The organism is Paenibacillus herberti, assembly GCF_002233675.1.
In the GTDB taxonomy this organism is placed as follows: Bacteria; Bacillota; Bacilli; order Paenibacillales; family Paenibacillaceae; genus Paenibacillus_O; species Paenibacillus_O herberti.
In genome coordinates this window covers 241746-261283 of sequence record NZ_NMUQ01000002.1, presented here as the reverse complement: position 1 = coordinate 261283, position 19538 = coordinate 241746, and the positions used below count along the sequence as shown (strand labels likewise).

Here is a 19538-nt window from a genome sequence, read left to right as displayed (position 1 = left end):
GGCCGTGGTGATGGCATGATAAACGGCTCCCGCAGGGAGTCGGAAGACATTTTCAACCTTCCCGGATGCTGGCCGGCAGAAAGGAGGAGACATAGGGTTCAGCGGGCTCTGTGCCATATGTCCCAAGGCTATCCTGGCTACGGCGGGGGCCACAGACGATTTACTTAGGAGAACAAACCTGTTTCAAATGATTATTTTTCGGGTATTGACCTGCAATGTATGTCCATATTTGTCGATAGTCCTTAGAGTGGAGAATAATGGAAGTGTTCAGCGCCATAAGGCCCAGACAGTTCAGAGGGAGGGTGCCCGGGTCAGTGGGCGGTTGTAAGCGCCTGAGCGGATAAGCTATACTTCTCTGGATGACATTTTTTGGAGAAGCGGGGGGCGCGGCATGTTGATTAAGGGATGGGTAACGGCATTGACCGTAGCCTTCGGTGTGCTCGTGGCCATCGCTGTCGTATTCGCCTATCTTCGCTTATACACTCGTCAGCAACAGAATTTCTCTGAACCGGATTCCGACGAGGGAAACCTGCATTCGGATTCAATTGATTCGGATAAAAAAGACCGGAATACAGGTAATTAATTGGAATTTTCTTTCCTACTGTGTGCATGAAGTGCTATAATAGTGTGAAAAATATAAACATTCACTCTTCTGCCATGGGGTGCCTGTACCGTAGAGGGAAGCGGCCTTGAAGCCGCACGCGTTCTCGATTCTGATGTTTCGGACCGACCATCCACTGTAAGAGGAGGAGATTTCATGGCCAAGCATAGCCAGAATGAAGTCAAGGAAAGCCTCAAGGAACTCACGAGAATTTTTCAGCCCAAGGATCCGCGCAAGTTTGTTAAAGACTATATCCGCAAATACCGCATTACTGGCGGCTATGAGGACGAATTAACCACTCTGGTAGAACATGAGATGGGCAGAATGAAGTCATCCGTCAGTTAGACCCCATAACAACGACAGATCCGTATTCCCGTCAGGGAAGCAGCGGATCTTTTTTTGATGGAATATAGCAATCTATTTTTTCTTAATAGGGAGTTGACCATACCATTCTACTTCTCCTTGCATAGGATACAAAAAAAACAAGGAGGAGTATTGCAATGAAAAAGCTGGAAGTTAAAAATTGCGGATGTGATAGAAGGCCTCAATGTTATCCAGGTGGTAATGGAGGAGGCGATTCTTCTGCAAATGCTTTCCCCAATTTTACGGTCGTTTTAATCAATCGAAATGGAACACTTTCTAGAACACCGAATTTCATAGCCAGGATATTTTTGGTAAATACCAATGTTGCGTTAACATCGGTACGGTTTGCCGAGAACGGGATCGCTATTTTCCCGAATATTTCTAATCCTTCGACGGTTGCTTATAGAGTAGAAGTGTATGGTGGCGTATCGGGTACGTTCTATGGTTCCACAGTTATCCCTGCCCGGTCACTAGGTGGTACTGTAATCAATATTATTCTTTAACCACAGAAACCTTTCATTGGCTTAAGGGCCGATGAAAGGTTTTTTAGATTTTGATTTGAAGCGCTCTCTCGCATCCCTAGTTATGGACAGCGTTGACCCTGAATAAGATGTACTAAGTCTATAAGGGATGCGGAGGTGGCAACATGGCAGAATGGAAATCGGAAGAAGAGATCAGACGCATCCGCAGGGCGGGGCAGGTTGTAGCGGAATGCCATGAGGCTATTGCAAAACGGATAGCTCCAGGCGTTACTACGCAGGAGATCGACCGTTTTGTGGAGCGTTTGATGGCCGAGCGGGGAGCCTGGCCGGCACAAAAAGGATACTTAGGTTATCCTTACGCCACCTGCGCCTCCGTTAACGAGGTCGTCTGCCATGGTTTCCCGGACACGATTCCCCTGCAGGAAGGGGATATGGTCACGATCGACATGGTGGCGGATGTAGACGGGTGGAAAGCGGACTCCGCCTGGACTTACTCTATCGGGCGTCCCCAGCCGACCGCCGCAAGGCTGCTGGAGGGAGCCAAACAGGCTATGTTGCGCGGTATTGCGGAATGCCGGATCGGAAGACGGATCGGCGACATCGGCGCAGCGGTCATGCAGTCGGCAAGGCAGTCTGGTCATTCCGTGGTGACAAGCTTTGCGGGGCATGGGATTGGCCGCGCCATTCATGAGAACCCGGAGGTCGGAAATTCTGGTCTGTCCGGCAGCGGCGTGAGGCTGGAAGCTGGCATGGTGCTGACCGTTGAGCCGATCCTCACGACGGGTGGGGGAGAGATTTGGCTGGATCGCGATGGCTGGACGGCGCGCACGCGCGACCGCTCCTGGTCAGCGCAGTTTGAGCATACGATTGCCGTAACCGAGCAAGGCCCAATTATTTTGACCTGTTTGTAGGTATTTCATTTATCCACAGTTGTATCCACATATACACAAAAGATATCCACATTATCCACATGCCCCTGCGGATAAGTGGATGCTTTACGGCGCAACGACTGAGCAGGATGTGGAGAAAACAGGATTTAAATTTCGGTTGTCCCCCTGTGGATAACTTATAGAAGTCCTTCCTCGAAAAGGGAGGACTTTTTCGTATGGATTCAGGTTTATCCACAAGCGCGAAACGGTTGACCCTGATAGCGTCAGGTGAGACAATGTTTCCGGTTGCAGCACCGCTTGTTAGCGACAGCTGCGCGTTGTTAGGTTGATAAATAGGACCGAAAACGGTCCAAACGGCTGAGAGCTATGTGAATAACTGAAATGCGGTCTCTTGCCGGTAATCCTAGGAGGAGTGCAGACATGCTGAATAAACTAAGAGTGACCCAAGCCGTTGTGGATGCGGGAGTGGTAGCGGTTCTTCGCGCCGACTCCGCGGACGAAGTAGCGCGCATGGCTCGCCATGCGATCAAAGGCGGCATTAAGGCGATTGAGATTACAATGACGGTACCGGGTGCGTTGCGTGCCATTGAGCAGCTTGCGGCGGAATTTTCGAGCAAGGCTGATCCTTCTTCAGAGCAATATGCAATCGTGGGCGTCGGCACAGTGCTGGACCCAGAGACGGCACGCGCCGCTATTTTGGCTGGAGCCGAATTCGTCGTTGCTCCTGCGCTTAACCCGGCAACGATTCAACTGTGCAACCGTTATGCGGTCCCGGTCATGCCGGGCACGATGACAATTCTGGAAATTCAGAGCGCGCTTGAGCTTGGTGTGGACATCGTGAAGCTGTTCCCGGGCAGCGTGTATGGACCAAGCATCGTTTCCGCGATCAAAGGTCCACTGCCGCAAGCGAATGTGATGCCAACCGGCGGCGTGTCGCTCGGCAATCTGTCGGAATGGGTGAAGGCGGGGGCTATAGCCATCGGCATCGGTGGAGATCTGACGAAGGAAGCGGTCAAAACCGGTGACTTCACCCATATCGAGCGCCAGGCGGAGGCTTATATGAAGGCATACCGCGACGCCAAAGGCAATTAATCTTTTTTGGCATGGGACAGGCTGGGGGCTGGGGCTTGGATCGTCGATTGATGCTGCTTCGGACGGTCTCGCCCCAACTTTCAAGGCCATTGCAAGGAGCTGCCGAACTGGATTGGCTGCAGATGTTCCAGGCAGGTAGCGGTGCGGCGTCATTTCCGTTAAAATGGATAGCGGTAAAGCATATGACTTGGCAAGTTTAGAAAGCGGTTTAAATGAGTTCAGGGAGGCGGAAAACGAATGACGGAATATCGGATTGAAAAGGATACGATGGGCGAAATCAAGGTTCCGGCAGACAAGCTGTGGGGAGCGCAAACGCAGCGTAGTCGCGAGAACTTCCGGATCGGCTGGGAGAAAATGCCTCTGGAAATCGTGAAAGCGATGACGATTGTCAAAAAAGCGTCAGCCCAGGCCAACGCCAAGCTTGGCGTACTTGAGCCGGAGAAAGCCGAAGCGATCGGCCTTGCGGCGGACGAAATCCTTGCAGGCAAACATGACGATGAGTTCCCGTTGGTCGTCTGGCAAACCGGCAGCGGTACGCAGACGAATATGAACTGCAACGAAGTCATCGCACGTCGCGCCAACCAACTGCTAGAGGAAGGCGGCTCTTCGGTGCGCATCCACCCGAACGATGACGTCAACCGTTCCCAAAGCTCCAATGATACTTACCCTGCTGCTATGCATATCGCAGCTGTTATTGCTGTACAAACTCGCTTGCTCCCTGCTTTGGAGACGCTGAAGGCAACGCTGCATGATAAGAGCGTTAAGTTCGACGATATTGTCAAAATCGGCCGTACCCACTTGCAGGATGCTACGCCGATCACGCTCGGCCAAGAAATCAGCGGCTGGGAAGCCATGCTGGAGAAATCGTCCTGGATGCTTACGAGCAGCACCGACGCAATCCGTGAGCTTGCTCTTGGCGGTACTGCCGTCGGCACGGGCATTAACGCCCATCCGGACTTCGCGGTACAGGTTGCTGCAGAAGTCGCAGAGCTAACCGGCCACAACTTCGTGACCGCCTCCAATAAGTTCCACTCCTTGACGTCCCATGACCAGATCGTTTGGGTGCATGGTGCGATTAAGGGTCTGGCGGCTGATCTGATGAAAATCGCCAATGACGTCCGCTGGCTGGCAAGCGGCCCGCGCAGCGGCATCGGCGAGATTACGATTCCAGAAAACGAGCCGGGCAGCTCCATCATGCCGGGCAAAGTTAACCCAACCCAGTGCGAGGCGATTACGATGGTAGCCTGCCAGGTTATGGGCAACGACGCGACGATCGGCTTCGCGGCCAGCCAAGGTAACTTCGAGCTCAACGTATACAAACCGGTTATCGCCTACAACTTCCTGCAATCGGTCGTGCTGTTATCCGATTCGATGCTCTCGTTCAACGAGCATTGCGCTGTCGGCATCGAGCCGAACCGCGAGACGCTGCAGCGCAATCTGGATCAGTCGCTCATGCTCGTAACCGCGTTGAACCCTTATATCGGTTACGAAAATGCCGCCAAAATCGCCAAACAGGCACATAAGGACGGCACGACGCTCAAGGAGAGCGCGATCAAGAGCGGTCTGCTCACTCCCGAGCAGTTCGACGAGTATGTACGTCCGGAGAAAATGACGGGCAAACGTTAATTCGGCCTGAAATGACTGTGGCAAAAATAAGATAGATACAGACAAGCGGTACAGGCGAAAACGCCTGTACCGCTTTTTTTATGGGATATTTTATACGGCGTTACTTGGTTCCAGCTCAAAGTCCAGATTAAACGGCTCGTCTGGGAGGGCATCGGCAAGCGTTTCGTCGCCTGCTGTAAGCGGAACGGATAGGTCTACTTCTTCGATTCGAAGACCGTCCACCCAAACCTTACCTGAACCGCTAAGCAGAAGGCCAAACGCTATAGCCTCAGCAGATTCTGGCACGTCCAGCACGATAGGGTACGGATTCCAATCCGTCGTGCCTGTTAGGGGACGATCCTGCATGTTATCGAATTTCAGCGGATTCTCGCTGTTATCATCTATACGCATCCACAGGCCGCTCCATTGGTCCACGTTCTCTGTTTTGACGAATGCGCTCAGCCGCACCCGCTTTCCCCGATACTTTTCAGCCCGGAACGTCTGCATCATCGTGCCAAATCCCGAGGCGTCGGCAGAAGCCCCAGCCTGGATATAACCGGAGGCTTTACCCCGGTGCACTGTAGTACGATCAATGCCGATCTCATATTGATGCGGGTATACTCCTGTCAACATCCATCCGGGGGGCAGCTGTTTTTTAGCGAAGTTTTCCATTGAATTATCCTCCTTATTTTTGGGTCTGAATGAGCGAAAAGCATTGCGGTAAACTCGCGGGGTTAGTCCGTACTCTCGTTTGAAGGATCTCGTGAAATAATCCTGGCCTGCAAAACGATATTCCAGAGCGATATCCAAAATGCGCTTGCTGGAATTCAGGAGCTCGGTGGCTGCGCAGGCCAGCCTTCGCTCTCTCAAGTAGGAGGCGGCGCTCATGCCGATATGGCGCTGGAATATGCGATGTAGGTGAAAACGCGATACCGAAGCATGCCTGGCTACGTCGGCAAATTCTATATCCTCTTTGAGATGGCGTTCCATGTACTGGATGGCTTTGTTTACCCACTGTTCATGTTGAGCCCACACGTTGCAAACCTCCTTTATGACTCTTATTGTAACAAGTGCATTCGGAGCTGTTCTTGACTTTTTGTGCCTTTCGTTGCGATTGTCGACCCTTTAACGACGCTTTTCACTCACGACCTTGAGGTAAGATAAGCCCGAATCATGAACGACCCATTCGCCTGTGGTATGATTAGAGGACGAGAGTTCGAGATTCCAGCAAAGAAAGACGGGGCCTGATATGCATCTGTTATCGGTAGAGCATCTGACTAAAACCTACGGGGAGAAAAAGCTGTTCGAAGACGTCAGCTTTGGCATCGCCGAAGGAGACAAAATCGGTATTATTGGCGTGAACGGAACGGGCAAGTCCACTTTTCTCAAGGCAATAGCCGGAATCGATCCGGCTGATTCCGGCAAGGTTGTCATTCCGCCGCGCGTTAGCGTACGCATGCTGCTCCAAAATCCGGAGTTCGATCCGGAGGAGACGGTGCTTGAGCATGTGCTCGGCGGCGACACGCCGCAACTGCGGGCGGTGCGTGAATATGCGGCCGCTCTAGAGGAACTGGAACGCAATAGCTCCGACGAAGTGTTGCAGCAGCGGCTGCTGAAGGCGAATGCGGCGATGGATGAGCAGGACGCATGGCAGTTGGAGAACGACGCGCGCACAGCGCTGTCGAAGCTCGGCATTACGAGCTATGACGCCAAGCTGGCCACGCTGTCCGGTGGACAGCGTAAGCGGGTTGCGATGGCGGCGGCGCTGTTGTCGCCGTCAGATGTGCTTATTTTGGACGAGCCTACTAACCATATCGACAATGAGTCGGTCGCCTGGCTGGAAGGCATGCTGCAAAAGCGGCGCGGCGCACTGCTTATGGTGACGCATGATCGCTATTTCTTGGACCGGGTCAGCAACCGGGTCATCGAGCTGGATGGAGGGCGGGCGTTCTTCTATACGGCGAATTACAGCCGCTTCTTGGAGCTCAAGCTGGAGCGCGAGGAGCGTGAGTCATCAAGCGAGGCCAAAAGGAAAAATCTGCTTCGCAACGAGCTGGCATGGATTCGCCGGGGCGCGAAGGCGCGCTCCACAAAGCAAAAAGCGCGCATCGAGCGCTTCGAGACGCTTAAGGAAGCTGGGCCGGACAAGGGTGCTGGCAAGCTTGATCTGTCCGTGGCCTCGTCACGGCTTGGCCGCAAAATCATCGAGCTGGAAAACGTGGGCAAAGGGTACGGCGAGCGGACGTTGATCCGGGATTTCAGCTATATCGCTGTTCCCGAAGATCGTGTCGGCATTATCGGGCGCAACGGCAGCGGCAAGTCCACGCTGCTCAAGTTAATTGCGGGCAGGCTGCAGCCGGATGCCGGAGAAGTATCACTCGGTCCTACCGTCAAGCTCGGTTACTTCTCCCAGGAGCATGAGGAGATGGATGAGTCGATGCGTGTAATTGAGTACATCCGCGAGCAGGCGGAGCAAATACGTACCGCCGATGGCACGACGATCTCGGCAGGCCAGCTGCTGGAGCGTTTCCTGTTCCCGCCAGCGATGCAGTGGTCACCGATTGCCAAGCTGTCCGGCGGCGAGAAGCGCCGCCTGCAACTGCTGCGCATTTTGAGCGGTGCACCGAATGTACTCTTGCTGGACGAACCGACCAATGACCTGGATATCGCCACGCTGAGCGTACTGGAAGAATATTTAGAGGATTTCCCGGGCGTCGTGCTGGTCGTTTCCCATGACCGGTATTTTCTCGACCGGACGGTGGAGCGCATTTACGCCTTTGAGGGCGGGGGTTTCATCACGGAGCATACGGGCAACTACACGGAATACGAGGAAGGCCTCGCTAAAAAAGGTGCCTCCGATAACCAGCCAGCGGGCGGCGGAGGAGCTGGGGCAACAGGGGTCCGCAGATCGCTGGCAGCTAGCGACTCACCGACTACCGCCATCACCGGCGACGTGGATGCAGCTTCCACTGGTGATGCAGCGCCGCGCCGCGAGGCACGGCTGCGCATGTCCTATCAGGAGCAGAAGGACTACGAGGCGATTGACGGCTGGATTGCCGAGGCCGAGGACAAGCTGGCCCGTGTGCAGGAGGAAATGGGCACTTCGGGCAGCGATTCCGTTCGGCTTCAACAATTAATGGCGGAGCAGGAAACGCTGGAGGGCCGCCTGGAAGAGTTATTGGAACGTTGGACTTATTTGAACGAGTTGGTCGAGGGGATCGAAGCCCAAAAATCCAAAAACAGGAGCTGAGTGTTTCCATCATGAGCCTTCATTCGGACTTTAACCTGGAATCGATCCGCAATATTTATTGCATCGGGCGCAACTACCGCCTGCATGCGCTGGAGCTTGGTAATGAGGTGCCGAAGTCTCCAATGGTGTTTACCAAGCCGACTCATGCTCTGGTCCCGATGGACGGCCGCGAAGTGGAGCTTTCGGGCAGCGAAGGCGAGGTCCACTTCGAGCTGGAGATCGTCTTGCGCGCCGGGCGGGACTGGGAGCCGGGACTGGCGGCAGACGAGCTGTTTGATGCGATGGCGCTTGGTCTTGATCTGACGCTGCGCGATGTGCAGAGCCGGCTCAAGGAGAAGGGTCATCCATGGCTAGCCGCCAAAGGTTTCCTTGGCTCATCGCCGCTCGGTCCTTGGCTTCCATTCCCTGGGCTCGCCGGTCTGACTGGAGCGGATTTCTCTTTGCTGCGAGGAACGGAGGTCGCCCAGCTTGGCAATGCTGCCGATATGATCTTCCCGCCGGATGTACTGGCAGAGCATATCGGGTCGCGTTACGGCTTGCGCCGCGGCGACGTTATTTACACCGGCACGCCAGCTGGCGTAGCAGCGCTGCTCGATGGAGAGCGTCTTACCGCGCTCTGGAATGGCGAACCGGCTGGTTCGCTGCAGATTAAGCTGCGTACCTAGTTTTCTTTTTCCATATAGGTTCCTTTGCCAACCCCCGGTCCCCAGTGGATCGGGGGTTGGTTCATAGGCGTAACCGCCGCCGCATAAGCTGATAGAAGGAAATAAAAGGCAGCGAGGCGGTGAGAGCAAGGTGACGAAGTACAAACGAAAGCCGGAGGCCCATGATCGGGCCAATCGGCTGAGATTCCACAACGTCAAGGAGCAGCATTTGTCGATGGATGAGGTTGTCGAGCGCCTGTTGCGCTTTGTATCGGAGGACCCCAGAGCAAGCTACCACTTTGCGATCGGCACCGACTGCCAGGTGCATCCCAACCATACAAAATTCATTACCGGGCTGGTGCTGCATCGGATCGGCCGCGGAGCGTGGGCTTGCTACCGCCCTTATGTGCTGAGCCGAGAGCTGGATTCGATTCACGAAAAGCTGGCCTTCGAGACGTCGCTTTCCCAGGAGATGGCCGCTTATTTGGAGGAGCTCTCGGTCATCAGAAAAATGGAGGAGCTGCTGCTGCCTTATGTGTATCAAGGGGCGGAGCTCTGCGCTTTTATCGATATCGATGCAGGGACCGAACCCTGCGTCAGCCCGACGGCGCTGTATGTGCAGGAGATGGTGGCGCGGGTTCAGACGATTGGCTGTTACGTGCCGCGCGTCAAGCCGGAAGCGTATGTCGCTTCCAGTTATGCCAACCGCTTTACGAAACGTCCGGCTAGAATTGTGATGTAGCGGTAGCTCCAGCACCAGCACCAGTGCCAGTGCCAGTGCCAGCACCAGCGCCAGTGCCAGTGCCAGTGCCAGTGCCAGTGCCAGTGCCAGCACCAGTGCCAGTGCCAGTGCCAGTGCCAGTGCTCTGCGCTTGTCTCAGCCTTGTCGGGGCAACTGCGGCTTAGATAGGCCTAAGTCGTACCACCAAATCAGTCTCGTTTGATATGGTCATGCACAATTTGTATGATTTTTCACTCAACATGCATCCGGGCCGTGCTGATATTTTGGATATTGTACGATAAATCATTCAAAATGGCTGGGCATAGGCGAAGAAAGCTGGGCTTTGTATGTTTTATCACACAAAGTGTTGAAAAGAGGCGGCTATAAACCGAATTTTATACGATAAATCGTACAAAAAAAGTTGCGTTGCCCACGTAAGCCGAGTTCAATCCCTATTCCATTCAAATCTAGAGGAGAAGCACGTCCCGATGATCCTGCACAGCGCAGGATTATTCGGACGTTTTTCATTTACCTATATAGGTACCTAAGTAGTTACCATACTTAAATGTATATCGGAATTTAGAGTGTTTCCAAGCGCTGCCATTTTCCCCCGCCCGCTAATTGCCTGTTGACGGGCAGCCATTTTGTGAGTATATTTAAACAATCATTTAAAACGTTTGTTTAATTTAGTTGTAAAATAAAAGGAGAGATCAACATGGCTCAGGCATTAAGGGCATTTTTGGGAAGACCGACTACGAAAGCGGGTATAGCTGTAGCACTTGCTGTACAGATTATATTCTCCGTCATATGGATGACGGGTTACAGCGGAGTTAACGACCGGACCAACCAGTTCGGCATTGCCGTCGTCAGCGACGACCGCCAAATCGGAGATCAGCTGGCTCAGCAGCTCGTCAAAGAGCTACCTTTTCAAATGTCGCTTGTAACTAGTGTGGATGAAGCGAAACGGCTGCTCAATGAGCGCGAGGTGCAGATGGTCGTGCATGTACCAGCGGATTTTACGGCGAAAGCGGCCGGAGCGGATGAGGGAGCGAAAATCCAGTATTGGATCAATGAATCTAATTCTACGATGGTCAAAGGTGTCATGACTGCCGTTTCGGGACAAATTACAGCGCAAGCCAACAGCCAGGCGTCGGCCGCTGGCATTAGCAGTGTGCTCCAGCAGCAGGGAATGACGGCCGATGCAGCCCAGGCTGCTGGCGGTAAGCTGTCAGATCGTGTTGCCGCTGATGTGCAGTCCATGAACGTCGTTTCAGGAATGAATAACCAAATGGTTCCGATGATGATCGTCCTGGCCTCTTGGGTCGGAGCGATGATCATGGCGCTCAATTTTAAGCAGACTTCACTAGCTATTGGTACATCGATCGGCAAATGGCGGCTTTTCGGCGCACAAATGATCGTAACGGTGTGCACAGCCGTAGTCGTTTCGTTGATCGGGGCGGGATTATTAGTTGCGCTCGGCGGGCAGATGAACAGCGGCTTCGGCGCGGTATGGCTGTTCGAGCTGTTGATGCTGCTGACCTTCATGCTGGTGTCCCAGATGTTCATTCATTTGCTGGGCATGGCCGGCATGTTCATGAACATTCTGTTTATGTCGCTGCAGTTGGTCAGTTCCGGGGCGACTACACCGCGCGAGCTTCTTCCTTCCTTTTTCCACACCATTGGAACCTTTATGCCGGCTACGTACGGGGTGGAGGGCGGTATGAGCCTGCTATTCGGAGGTCCTTCCGCCAGCGCCGACGTACTCATGCTGGTGCTCATATCGGGATTGGCGCTGCTGGTTAGTCTGGCGACCGTCTTCTTTAAGAAAAGCCCGTCTGTAGGGCAGCAGCAGGTTGCACCAAGAGCAGTAAGCCCCTTAAACTGAAGAGAGACAAGAACGGTAGATGGGAAAGGGATGTAGGCTTTGAGCGAGGAAAAGGATGATGTGCGGAGCCGAATTCTGCGATCGGCCAAAGGGCTGTTCGCACGCCAGGGCTTCGACAAAACGACCGTGCGGCAAATTTGCGAGGAGGCGGACGCTAACGTCGCGCTTGTTTCCTACCACTTTGGTGGGAAGGAAGGTGTGTTCGAGGCGATCTTCGACACTTATTTTCCAGATCACAGACTCGATGAAATGCCCTCTTCCACGGACCCGGCAACAGAACTTAGGTACATCATCCAGGGAGCGACAAGCTTTCGGCTCAAGGATCGGGAGATCGGGGCGATCATACAGCAGGAATTGGCTCTCCAGTCGCCGCGCGTCGATGTGATTGAGCGGCATAGAGGACAGGTATGGAATCGCCTAAGACTCATTCTGGAGAAGGGGAAGGAGGAGGGGATATTCCAATTCGCCTCCCTGGACACCACCCACTTATTTGTTATCGGAACGCTGCTGTCGGATGTGCGAATGGTTGATGCCCAAGGCGCCTCCCAACTGGCGGAGCTTGGTATCAAGCAATTCATCGATGATATGGAGATTTATATTTTTAGCGCATTGCATTATACCGGAACTCTTCAATAATGAAAAAAGGCCGTTCGGCTTTCCCGCTATGACTGTGAGCGGGAAAGCATGGAACGGCCTTTTTGGGATGAATATTGCTGAGCGGGTTGCTGCCCTCACTGTGCTGTAAAGGCATCCAGCATCCAAATATGCTTTTCAAGCCCTTCCTTGATGGCCAGCAGCATATCGGCGGTAACTTCATCATCGGCTGTTTCGGCTACGGTGATCGCTTGTTTCAGCTCCGTCACGAGGACGCGATAATCGGCTGTGATCGCGCGGACCATCTCGATGGCGGATTCGCTGCCGCTTCCTTCGGTAAGAGAAGATGCGGTCAAGTAGTCGCGCATCGTGGAGATCGGGCGGCCGCCGATGGCAAGAATCCGCTCGGCAAGTTCGTCCACGCGCAGGGCGGCTTCCTCGTACAGCGCCTGGAATTTCTCGTGCAGCGTGAAGAAATGAGGACCTTTGACGAGCCAGTGGAACTGCTGCAGCTTGACATAAAGTACATTCCAGTTCGCTACTTGCAGATTGAGGGCAGCAGAAAGATCCTCTACAGATGAGGTAACGTTACCTTTAACTTGAGTCATGAAAGAACAGCTCCTTTTTGGCTTTAGATTGTTATCTTTATTAAATTAAAATTATTATAAATAAGTATTTTTGTCAAGGGGAATCTATTCAGCTCGCAGCGATCCAGTAATCAACATGACCTACCCTCTTTAGCCATATATCTGTTAAAGTGTCCTCGCAGCATAACCCTATGTGGCGCATACCCTCGAGAATTGGTAAACTGAATGCATCATGGATGATAGGGATGACTCTCGCCGGATAGGCGATGAGGCTGCTTCCACTGACTTTTATCCTTAAGGAGTGGTCCAATCTTGACCCATATTCGCAAAGCCATTATCCCTGCCGGCGGGCTTGGCACCAGATTCCTTCCTGCAACTAAGGCGCAGCCGAAGGAAATGATGCCGCTAATCGACAAGCCGGCCATCCAATATATTGTAGAAGAGGCGGTTGCCTCGGGTATCGAGAGCATTATGATCGTCAGCGGTCGGAACAAACGCGCTATTGAGGATCATTTTGACAAGTCGGTGGAGTTGGAGGCCGAGCTTGAAGAGCGGGGCAGCGAGGAAATGCTGGAGCTGGTACGTGGAATTTCCCGCTTGGCGGACATTGTATATGTGCGTCAACGTGAGCCTCTCGGGCTTGGGCATGCTGTGCTTTGCGCACGCAGCTTCATTGGCAGTGAGCCGTTCGCGGTATTGCTCGGCGACGATATTCTGCGGTCTGAGAAGCCTTGCCTGGGCGAAATGATGAATTACTACCATGAAACCGGGTCGTCTGTCATCTCGGTCATGGAAGTGCCGAAGGATCAGACTCACAAGTATGGCATCGTGGATCTGGAAGGCGAGGGCTTGTATCCCCGCATCCGCAATTTGGTGGAAAAGCCAGCTCCCGGTGAGGCGCCGTCCAATTGGGCTGTCGTGGGCCGCTATGTGCTCGATCCCGCTGTTTTCCGTCTGCTGGAGCGAGCTGAGCCGGGCAAGGGCGGCGAAATCCAATTGACGGATAGCCTGCAGAAGCTCAACTCCGTGTTGCCGATGCACGCTTACAAATTCCAGGGACGCCGTCATGATGTCGGTGACAAACTGGGCTTTGTCCAAGCGACAATAGACATGGCGTTGGAGCGCGAGGACCTTGCTGATGCGGTGCGCGAGTATATGCGTAACAAGCTTAATCCCGGATTGACCACTATTTGACTTGACGGGCATCGTAATTGATCAACCATCCAGATGAGTCATAGGTTCTGGATGGTTTTTTTTATCCTGAAATAGCCGAGAAGATTTCCTCTTCTACAAAGTGGAGCTGAATCGGCGTTTTTTGAATGCAAAAAAAACGTCGGCTACGATTCGAAAGAAAGAACCCAAGCGGCAACTACTTTGTTTTCCTTCTCTGCGAAGTGGACATTCAATCCCTTCCCAAGTTAGAAACCGTCCTTGGCGTTGACTTAGGTATAGGTATCAACTGGGCAACGATCCGCACCATGCTGATCTATAAGGCGGTTTGGTATGGTCGACAGTTAAGTGTCGTGGCGAAAACCTATCCATCGAGTCAGCTTTGTCATGGTTGCGGAACTCGCAATCCCGAGGTCAAACAGCTAGCCTACGGGATTGGAGCTGTTCCGATTGTGGCACGCAGCATGACCGAGATCATAATGCCAAGTATGAACACCTCTATAGGCCTTTGTAGAAGGCGGGCGTGTTCAATTGGATGATATTTCTATGTATAGGAAAAGGGTTATACTTGGGGCTGGGTCTTTTTATAAGGTACAATCGTATAGTTAAAGCGCACATACAGGAAACAAAATACGCCGATCGGCGTATGAACGTAAAAAGCCGTTGTTCCTAGGCGGAACGACGTTGAAGATAGCGGAGGCAAACCATTCATGAGCAGGGAATCGGAACAGATGGAATGGCCTGCTGCGGTGATAAGAACTCCTTGCCCATACTGCGGCTATAAGACGCTGGATGACGAGGCGAGCTTCTGTAGCCGCTGCGGCAAGCCGCTGCATACGGCGGCTTTGCTCGTGCGCAGGCGTGAGCGCGCGGAGTGGCTCGAGCACATTCAGGAGATTGGGACTTCGCCGGATGCTGGTCGACAGCCGGATGCTGGCGAGCTGCTGCATCGTATGAGAGCAGACGAGCGGGAAGACCGGGCGGAGCAAGAGGACGAGGGCCCGTCGCTATCCATGCCGCTTCATGGAGAGCGGCATGGAGGTAAGGGTGAGCGCCCGCGGCGTCGGATGCTGCCGGCGTATGCGAAGTCTGTCATGGTCGATGTCAAAGGGGCAACTCTCACACCAGAGGAGCGTGCCCGCCGCCGGAGGCTGTGGCTGCTGCCTGCACTGGCGCTGCTGCTGGGCGGAGCATCAGCGCTCGGTGTGCTGTGGTATGACAGTAGCGTGAATCACCGTGTAGCTGAATGGCAAAAGCGGGCGGAGCGTGAGGCGCTGGCAGGGCGCTATCCACAGGCGGAGCAACTGCTGCTGCAGGCGACGAAGTCGCGCCCGGACAGCCCGGGACTGCTGCGGGACTTGGATATTGTAGAGCAAGCGAACCGTCTCGATGATCAGGTTAAGGATGCGGCGCGCCTGCTGGAGAGCGGTCGATTAAAACAGGCAGAGGGAGTGCTCAGGCAAGCTCAGGCGGCTGTTGCCAACCGGCAGGAGCGGGTGTTCGATCCCGTACGCAGCCGGATTGCTGCCGAGGGGGCAAGGCTCTTGGTGAAGCAGGTTTATTTGGAACTGGAGGGGCTGAACACAGTGCCGGAGCTGGCAGATCGGTTGCAGCGGTTGCGGGGGCTGCAAGATGCCGGAGCGGTTCAACTGCGGCAACGTATCCTGGATCTCATGGTTGAGACCGGCGTCAAAAAGGCCGATGAGCTGCTACGCACCCGAGATTATTCCGCTGCGCAGGCGGTCGTTAATGAGGCTCTGGAGCATGCTGGAGCGGTAGAAGAGCTCAAGGATATGTCCTCGCGGATTACTAGTGAGCGAGAGGAATACGAGCGCTTGGAGCAGGAGCGCCTGGATGCAGCGCGGGAGATCGCGTATGATGAGCAGCTGCGCAACCATACGGCCGCAGTTGCGCTGAGGAACATCGAGGTATCCCGCGACAACTCGGGTAAGGTGCTCGTCTCTGGCGAGGTTGAGAGCAAGGCGACACGAGGAATTCATTCCGTCCAGTTGGACTACAAGCTGATTGATGAGGAAGGCCGTACGGTGGGGAGCGGCACAGCCCGTACCGAGTCCGGAATGACGATTGAGCCAGGCGGCAAGGCGAAATTCCAGGGCATAAGTTCAATGTCAGGTGTGGAAGTCACCGCTGTCATCACGAAGGCTACCTGGTATGTTGAGTAGGCTAGCCAGGTGTGGAAAGAGGACGACTAAAATGAAATGGAACGAGAAGCTGTCCGCAGCGGCGGCTGCGCTTCTGCTGCTGGCAGGAGGCGCGGTTGCGCTGGCGCTGCATCAATATTTGCCACAGCGAGTAGGGGCAGAGCCGCTGCTCGCTGTGACTCCGCCTGCAGGCCAGGATACCGGTGGGGCGAGCGCGTTGAAGGAAATTATTTTTAATACTCAGAAAAAGGTCGTCACGATCTCAAGCGACAGCGGACTTGGCTCTGGATTCTTGTACAATGACAAAGGCGATGTGCTGACGAATGCACATGTGGTAGCTGGCTCGCGCACGGTGAGGGTGACTACCTCGGACGCTAGGGAGCTAACCGGCGAGGTAATCGGCATCGGCACCGATCTCGATATCGCTGTTGTACGAGTGCCGGAGTTGGCTGGTTCACAGCCACTTAAGCTGGAACGCGGAGGACGCGTCGAAGTGGGGGATCCCGTCATCGCCGTCGGCAGTCCGCTGGGCCTGCAAAGTACGGTTACGACCGGCATTGTCAGCGGACTTGGAAGAAGCTTCATGATGAAGCCGTACACGTACCGCAATCTGTACCAGATTTCCGCTCCTATTGCTCCTGGCAACAGCGGGGGGCCTTTAATAGACCAGACAACCGGAGCGGTGTTAGGCATGAACTCTGCCGAGATGCAGGATGGCGAGATTGGATTCAGCATACCGATCGCGGATCTAATCAGCATTGCTGAGGCATGGTCACGCAGTCCAATGACCAAGCTGCCAGGTGTCACCAATCACGACGAGTCATCAGCGGCTGACAAAAAGACGATCACGAATTATGCCGGGTATCTTGTTTCCCGTTTCTACGAAAGTCTCAACAATGGTGATTATGTGTATGCGTACTCGCTCATCGGCTATATCTGGAAACAGGTAGACCCATATGAGGAATTCCGCAAGGGTTACTTGCCAACCAAAAATGTCGTCATTAAGAGCTTGAGCGTCTCAAAGGACAGCGATCGAAGTGCGACGGTAACGGCAACCATCGAGGCGGAGGAGCATGCGCAAAACGGCGAGACGGTGAAGAGAAACTTCGAGGTTGTTTATAAAGTCGGGTACGAGAACGGTCAGCTCAAGCTGATCGATGGCAATGGTAAGGAGCTCGATAAGCAGGGCAAGGAGCTTAAGAAGAATTAATCATACCCTTCCTTATCTTGACAAGTAAAAACCGTCCATGATATATAAACGGTGCTGGCACTCGATCGTAGAGAGTGCTAATCCGCCCATTACGATAAACAGAGGAGAGATTCGAATTGGATAAGAAACAGTTTCGCGCGGAATCGAAACGTCTTCTGGAAATGATGATCAACTCCATCTACACGCAAAAAGAGATTTTCCTGCGTGAGCTCATCAGCAACAGCAGTGACGCCATCGATAAAATCTATTATAGAGCGTTAACGGATGACAGCCTAACTTTTGATCAAGAGGGCTATTTCATTAAAGTGACGCCGAACAAGGAAGCTCGCACGCTGACGATCACCGACACTGGTATCGGTATGAACCAGGAAGAGCTGGAAAGCCATCTCGGCGTCATCGCCAAAAGCGGCTCCCTGGCCTTCAAGCAGGAGAACGAGGCGAAGGACGGTCGCGACATTATCGGGCAGTTCGGCGTTGGTTTCTATTCCTCGTTTATGGTGGCCGATAAAGTCGTTGTCATCTCGCGTCCGCTGGGCAGTGATACCGCCTGGAAGTGGGAATCCGAGGGGACGGAAGGTTACACGATCGAGCCGACAGAGAAGGCTGAAGTGGGAACGGAAGTTGTCCTGCACATCAAGCCAGACACCGAAGAAGACAGCTACGACGACTATTTGAACGAGTACCGTCTGAAGGCGCTCATCAAGAAATACTCTGATTTCATTCGTTATCCGATCAAAATGGACTTCACTTCCAGCCGTCCAAAGGAAGGCGCAGAGGGCGAATTCGAGGAGTTCACCGAAGAGCAGCATGTCAACAGCATGGTGCCAATCTGGCGCAAAAACAAGAGTGAGCTGAAGCCGGAGGACTACGAGAACTTCTACCAGGAGAAGCGCTACGGCTTCGACAAGCCGATTAAACATGCCCATATCAGCGCCGATGGAGCGGTTGTATACCAAGCGATTTTGTTCATCCCGGAGACGACCCCGTTCGACTTCTACACCAAGGAGTACGAAAAGGGGCTGGAGCTTTACTCCAGCGGTGTGCTCATCATGAACAAATGCGCCGATCTGCTGCCTGACTACTTCAGCTTCGTGAAGGGCATGGTCGATTCCGAGAGCCTGTCGCTCAACATCTCCCGCGAGATGCTGCAGCATGACCGTCAGTTGAAGCTAATCGCCAAAAACATCGAGTCTAAAATCAAAGGCGCGCTGCAATCGATGCTTAAGGATGACCGTGACAACTACGAGAAGTTTTATAAGGCTTTCGGTCGCCAGCTGAAGTTCGGCGTCTACAGCGATTACGGCTCCCACAAGGAAACGCTGCAGGATCTGCTGCTGTTCACTTCCTCCAAGGACAAATCGCTCGTAACTCTGGCTGAATATGTCTCCCGCATGCCCGAGGATCAAAAATACATCTACTACGCAAGCGGCTCCTCCGCCGAGCGTATCGAGAAGCTGCCTCAAACCGAGATGGTGCTGGATAAAGGCTACGAGATTTTGTTCTTCACCGACGATATCGACGAGTTCGCAATCCGCATGCTGATGAACTACAAGGAGAAGGAATTCCGTTCCGTAGCGAGCGGCGACCTTGGCATCGAGGAAGAGAAGAAGCCGGAGGACGAAGCGGCCGATGAGGAAAATAAGGCGCTGTTCGAGGATATGACAGGGCTGCTGAGCGGCAAAGTCAGTGCTGTGCGCGCTTCGCGTCGCCTGCGCAAACATCCGGTCTGCTTCGCCACTGTGGGCGAGCTGACGATCGAGATGGAGAAGGTTCTGGCCGCTATGCCGGACAGCTCCGGAGCCAAGGCTCAGAAAATTCTTGAAATCAACACAAACCATGAAGTATTCACTGCTCTCAAGGACGCTTATGCCAATGACCGCGCGAAGTTGGAGCTATTCACCTCGCTGTTGTACAGCCAAGCACTGCTTATCGAGGGACTGCCGATCGAAGATCCGGTTGAGCTCACGAATCAGATCTGCCAAGTCATGGTTTAAAATAGAACCTCTGTCTGCCTTTTTGTTTGGCTGGCAGGGGATATAATAGCAATAAGGGGCTGTCACCAAAAGTCATTGTTAGATGACTTCGGGGCTGCCCCTTAATTATTTTGATCGCCAATACAATATAGGCTGATAGCGCTGAATTGTATTCGAATCTGAGGCGCTTTGAGCTTCGTGTGCATGAATTAGAGTCCCTTCATGCGTAACGGATCTGAGAGACGCTATTGAGGGCATTTCGCGGTAATAGGTCCATTAAGTATGTGCATGGACAAGCTGAGACGCTCC

Annotated in this window: 18 protein-coding genes and 1 pseudogene; 17 read left to right on the top strand and 2 right to left on the bottom strand. The window is 53.6% G+C overall.

Annotated features, from left to right (window positions below):
- Positions 1-391: 391 nt before the first annotated feature.
- The 6 genes from CGZ75_RS13755 to fumC all read left to right on the top strand — a co-directional run bounded on the left by CGZ75_RS13755 (position 392) and on the right by fumC (position 5054).
- Positions 392-583, top strand: coding sequence for a hypothetical protein (locus tag CGZ75_RS13755; RefSeq protein WP_089524877.1), 192 nt, complete (start codon positions 392-394; stop codon positions 581-583).
- Positions 584-757: 174 nt separating this feature from the next.
- Positions 758-946, top strand: a complete 189-nt coding sequence (locus tag CGZ75_RS13750) for a hypothetical protein (RefSeq protein WP_089524876.1) — start codon at positions 758-760, stop codon at positions 944-946.
- 155 nt (positions 947-1101) lie between these two features.
- Positions 1102-1467, top strand: a complete 366-nt coding sequence (locus CGZ75_RS24575) for a hypothetical protein (RefSeq protein ID WP_141136760.1) — start codon at positions 1102-1104, stop codon at positions 1465-1467.
- Between the two features lie 143 nt (positions 1468-1610).
- The gene (gene map / locus CGZ75_RS13745) at positions 1611-2357 is read left to right on the top strand and encodes a type I methionyl aminopeptidase (protein ID WP_089524875.1); all 747 of its coding nucleotides are present in this window, start codon (positions 1611-1613) and stop codon (positions 2355-2357) included.
- Between the two features lie 402 nt (positions 2358-2759).
- Positions 2760-3428: a bifunctional 2-keto-4-hydroxyglutarate aldolase/2-keto-3-deoxy-6-phosphogluconate aldolase gene (locus tag CGZ75_RS13740; RefSeq protein WP_089525877.1), complete on the top strand. Its 669-nt coding sequence runs from the start codon at positions 2760-2762 to the stop codon at positions 3426-3428.
- Positions 3429-3665: 237 nt separating this feature from the next.
- Entirely contained in the window at positions 3666-5054 is a 1389-nt protein-coding gene (gene fumC, locus CGZ75_RS13735; RefSeq protein WP_089524874.1) for a class II fumarate hydratase, read from the top strand.
- Positions 5055-5144: 90 nt separating this feature from the next.
- Here the strand turns inward: fumC and CGZ75_RS13730 are convergent, their stop codons facing one another.
- Positions 5145-6068 carry a helix-turn-helix transcriptional regulator gene (locus CGZ75_RS13730; protein WP_245850857.1) on the bottom strand — a complete coding sequence of 308 codons (924 nt, stop codon included), beginning with the start codon at positions 6066-6068 and terminating at the stop codon, positions 5145-5147.
- 214 nt (positions 6069-6282) lie between these two features.
- Here CGZ75_RS13730 and CGZ75_RS13725 point away from each other — a divergent pair, with 214 nt between their 5' ends.
- The 5 genes from CGZ75_RS13725 (at position 6283) to CGZ75_RS13705 (ending at position 12169) form a co-directional block, all read left to right on the top strand.
- Complete coding sequence (locus CGZ75_RS13725; protein WP_089524873.1) at positions 6283-8283, top strand: ABC-F family ATP-binding cassette domain-containing protein; 2001 nt, start codon at positions 6283-6285, stop codon at positions 8281-8283.
- A gap of 11 nt (positions 8284-8294) precedes the next feature.
- Positions 8295-8948, top strand: a complete 654-nt coding sequence (locus tag CGZ75_RS13720) for a fumarylacetoacetate hydrolase family protein (protein ID WP_089524872.1) — start codon at positions 8295-8297, stop codon at positions 8946-8948.
- A 130-nt stretch (positions 8949-9078) separates the two neighbouring features.
- Positions 9079-9669 carry a ribonuclease H-like YkuK family protein gene (locus CGZ75_RS13715; protein ID WP_245850856.1) on the top strand — a complete coding sequence of 197 codons (591 nt, stop codon included), beginning with the start codon at positions 9079-9081 and terminating at the stop codon, positions 9667-9669.
- Positions 9670-10363: 694 nt separating this feature from the next.
- A complete protein-coding gene (locus tag CGZ75_RS13710) occupies positions 10364-11533 on the top strand; it encodes a YhgE/Pip domain-containing protein (RefSeq protein WP_089524871.1) in 1170 nt (389 codons plus the stop codon).
- A gap of 39 nt (positions 11534-11572) precedes the next feature.
- Positions 11573-12169, top strand: a complete 597-nt coding sequence (locus CGZ75_RS13705; protein WP_089524870.1) for a TetR family transcriptional regulator — start codon at positions 11573-11575, stop codon at positions 12167-12169.
- A gap of 95 nt (positions 12170-12264) precedes the next feature.
- Here CGZ75_RS13705 and CGZ75_RS13700 read toward each other — a convergent pair whose 3' ends face one another.
- Positions 12265-12735, bottom strand: coding sequence for a Dps family protein (locus tag CGZ75_RS13700; protein WP_089524869.1), 471 nt, complete (start codon positions 12733-12735; stop codon positions 12265-12267).
- A 291-nt stretch (positions 12736-13026) separates the two neighbouring features.
- Here CGZ75_RS13700 and galU point away from each other — a divergent pair, with 291 nt between their 5' ends.
- From galU to htpG, 6 genes and pseudogenes are all read left to right on the top strand, one after another.
- A complete protein-coding gene (galU, locus tag CGZ75_RS13695) occupies positions 13027-13908 on the top strand; it encodes a UTP--glucose-1-phosphate uridylyltransferase GalU (RefSeq protein WP_141136759.1) in 882 nt (293 codons plus the stop codon).
- A gap of 125 nt (positions 13909-14033) precedes the next feature.
- A pseudogene (locus CGZ75_RS26500) lies at positions 14034-14237 on the top strand (hypothetical protein); the annotation flags it as partial.
- The gene (locus CGZ75_RS26495; RefSeq protein WP_425436516.1) at positions 14213-14398 is read left to right on the top strand and encodes a zinc ribbon domain-containing protein; all 186 of its coding nucleotides are present in this window, start codon (positions 14213-14215) and stop codon (positions 14396-14398) included. The pseudogene CGZ75_RS26500 and the gene CGZ75_RS26495, both read left to right, overlap by 25 nt.
- A 196-nt stretch (positions 14399-14594) precedes the next feature.
- On the top strand, positions 14595-16067 hold the full coding sequence (locus CGZ75_RS13685; RefSeq protein ID WP_089524866.1) for an FxLYD domain-containing protein: 1473 nt from the start codon (positions 14595-14597) through the stop codon (positions 16065-16067).
- 31 nt (positions 16068-16098) lie between these two features.
- Positions 16099-17256: a S1C family serine protease gene (locus CGZ75_RS13680; RefSeq protein WP_089524865.1), complete on the top strand. Its 1158-nt coding sequence runs from the start codon at positions 16099-16101 to the stop codon at positions 17254-17256.
- A gap of 116 nt (positions 17257-17372) precedes the next feature.
- Positions 17373-19250, top strand: a complete 1878-nt coding sequence (gene htpG / locus CGZ75_RS13675) for a molecular chaperone HtpG (protein WP_089524864.1) — start codon at positions 17373-17375, stop codon at positions 19248-19250.
- Positions 19251-19538 lie beyond the last annotated feature (288 nt).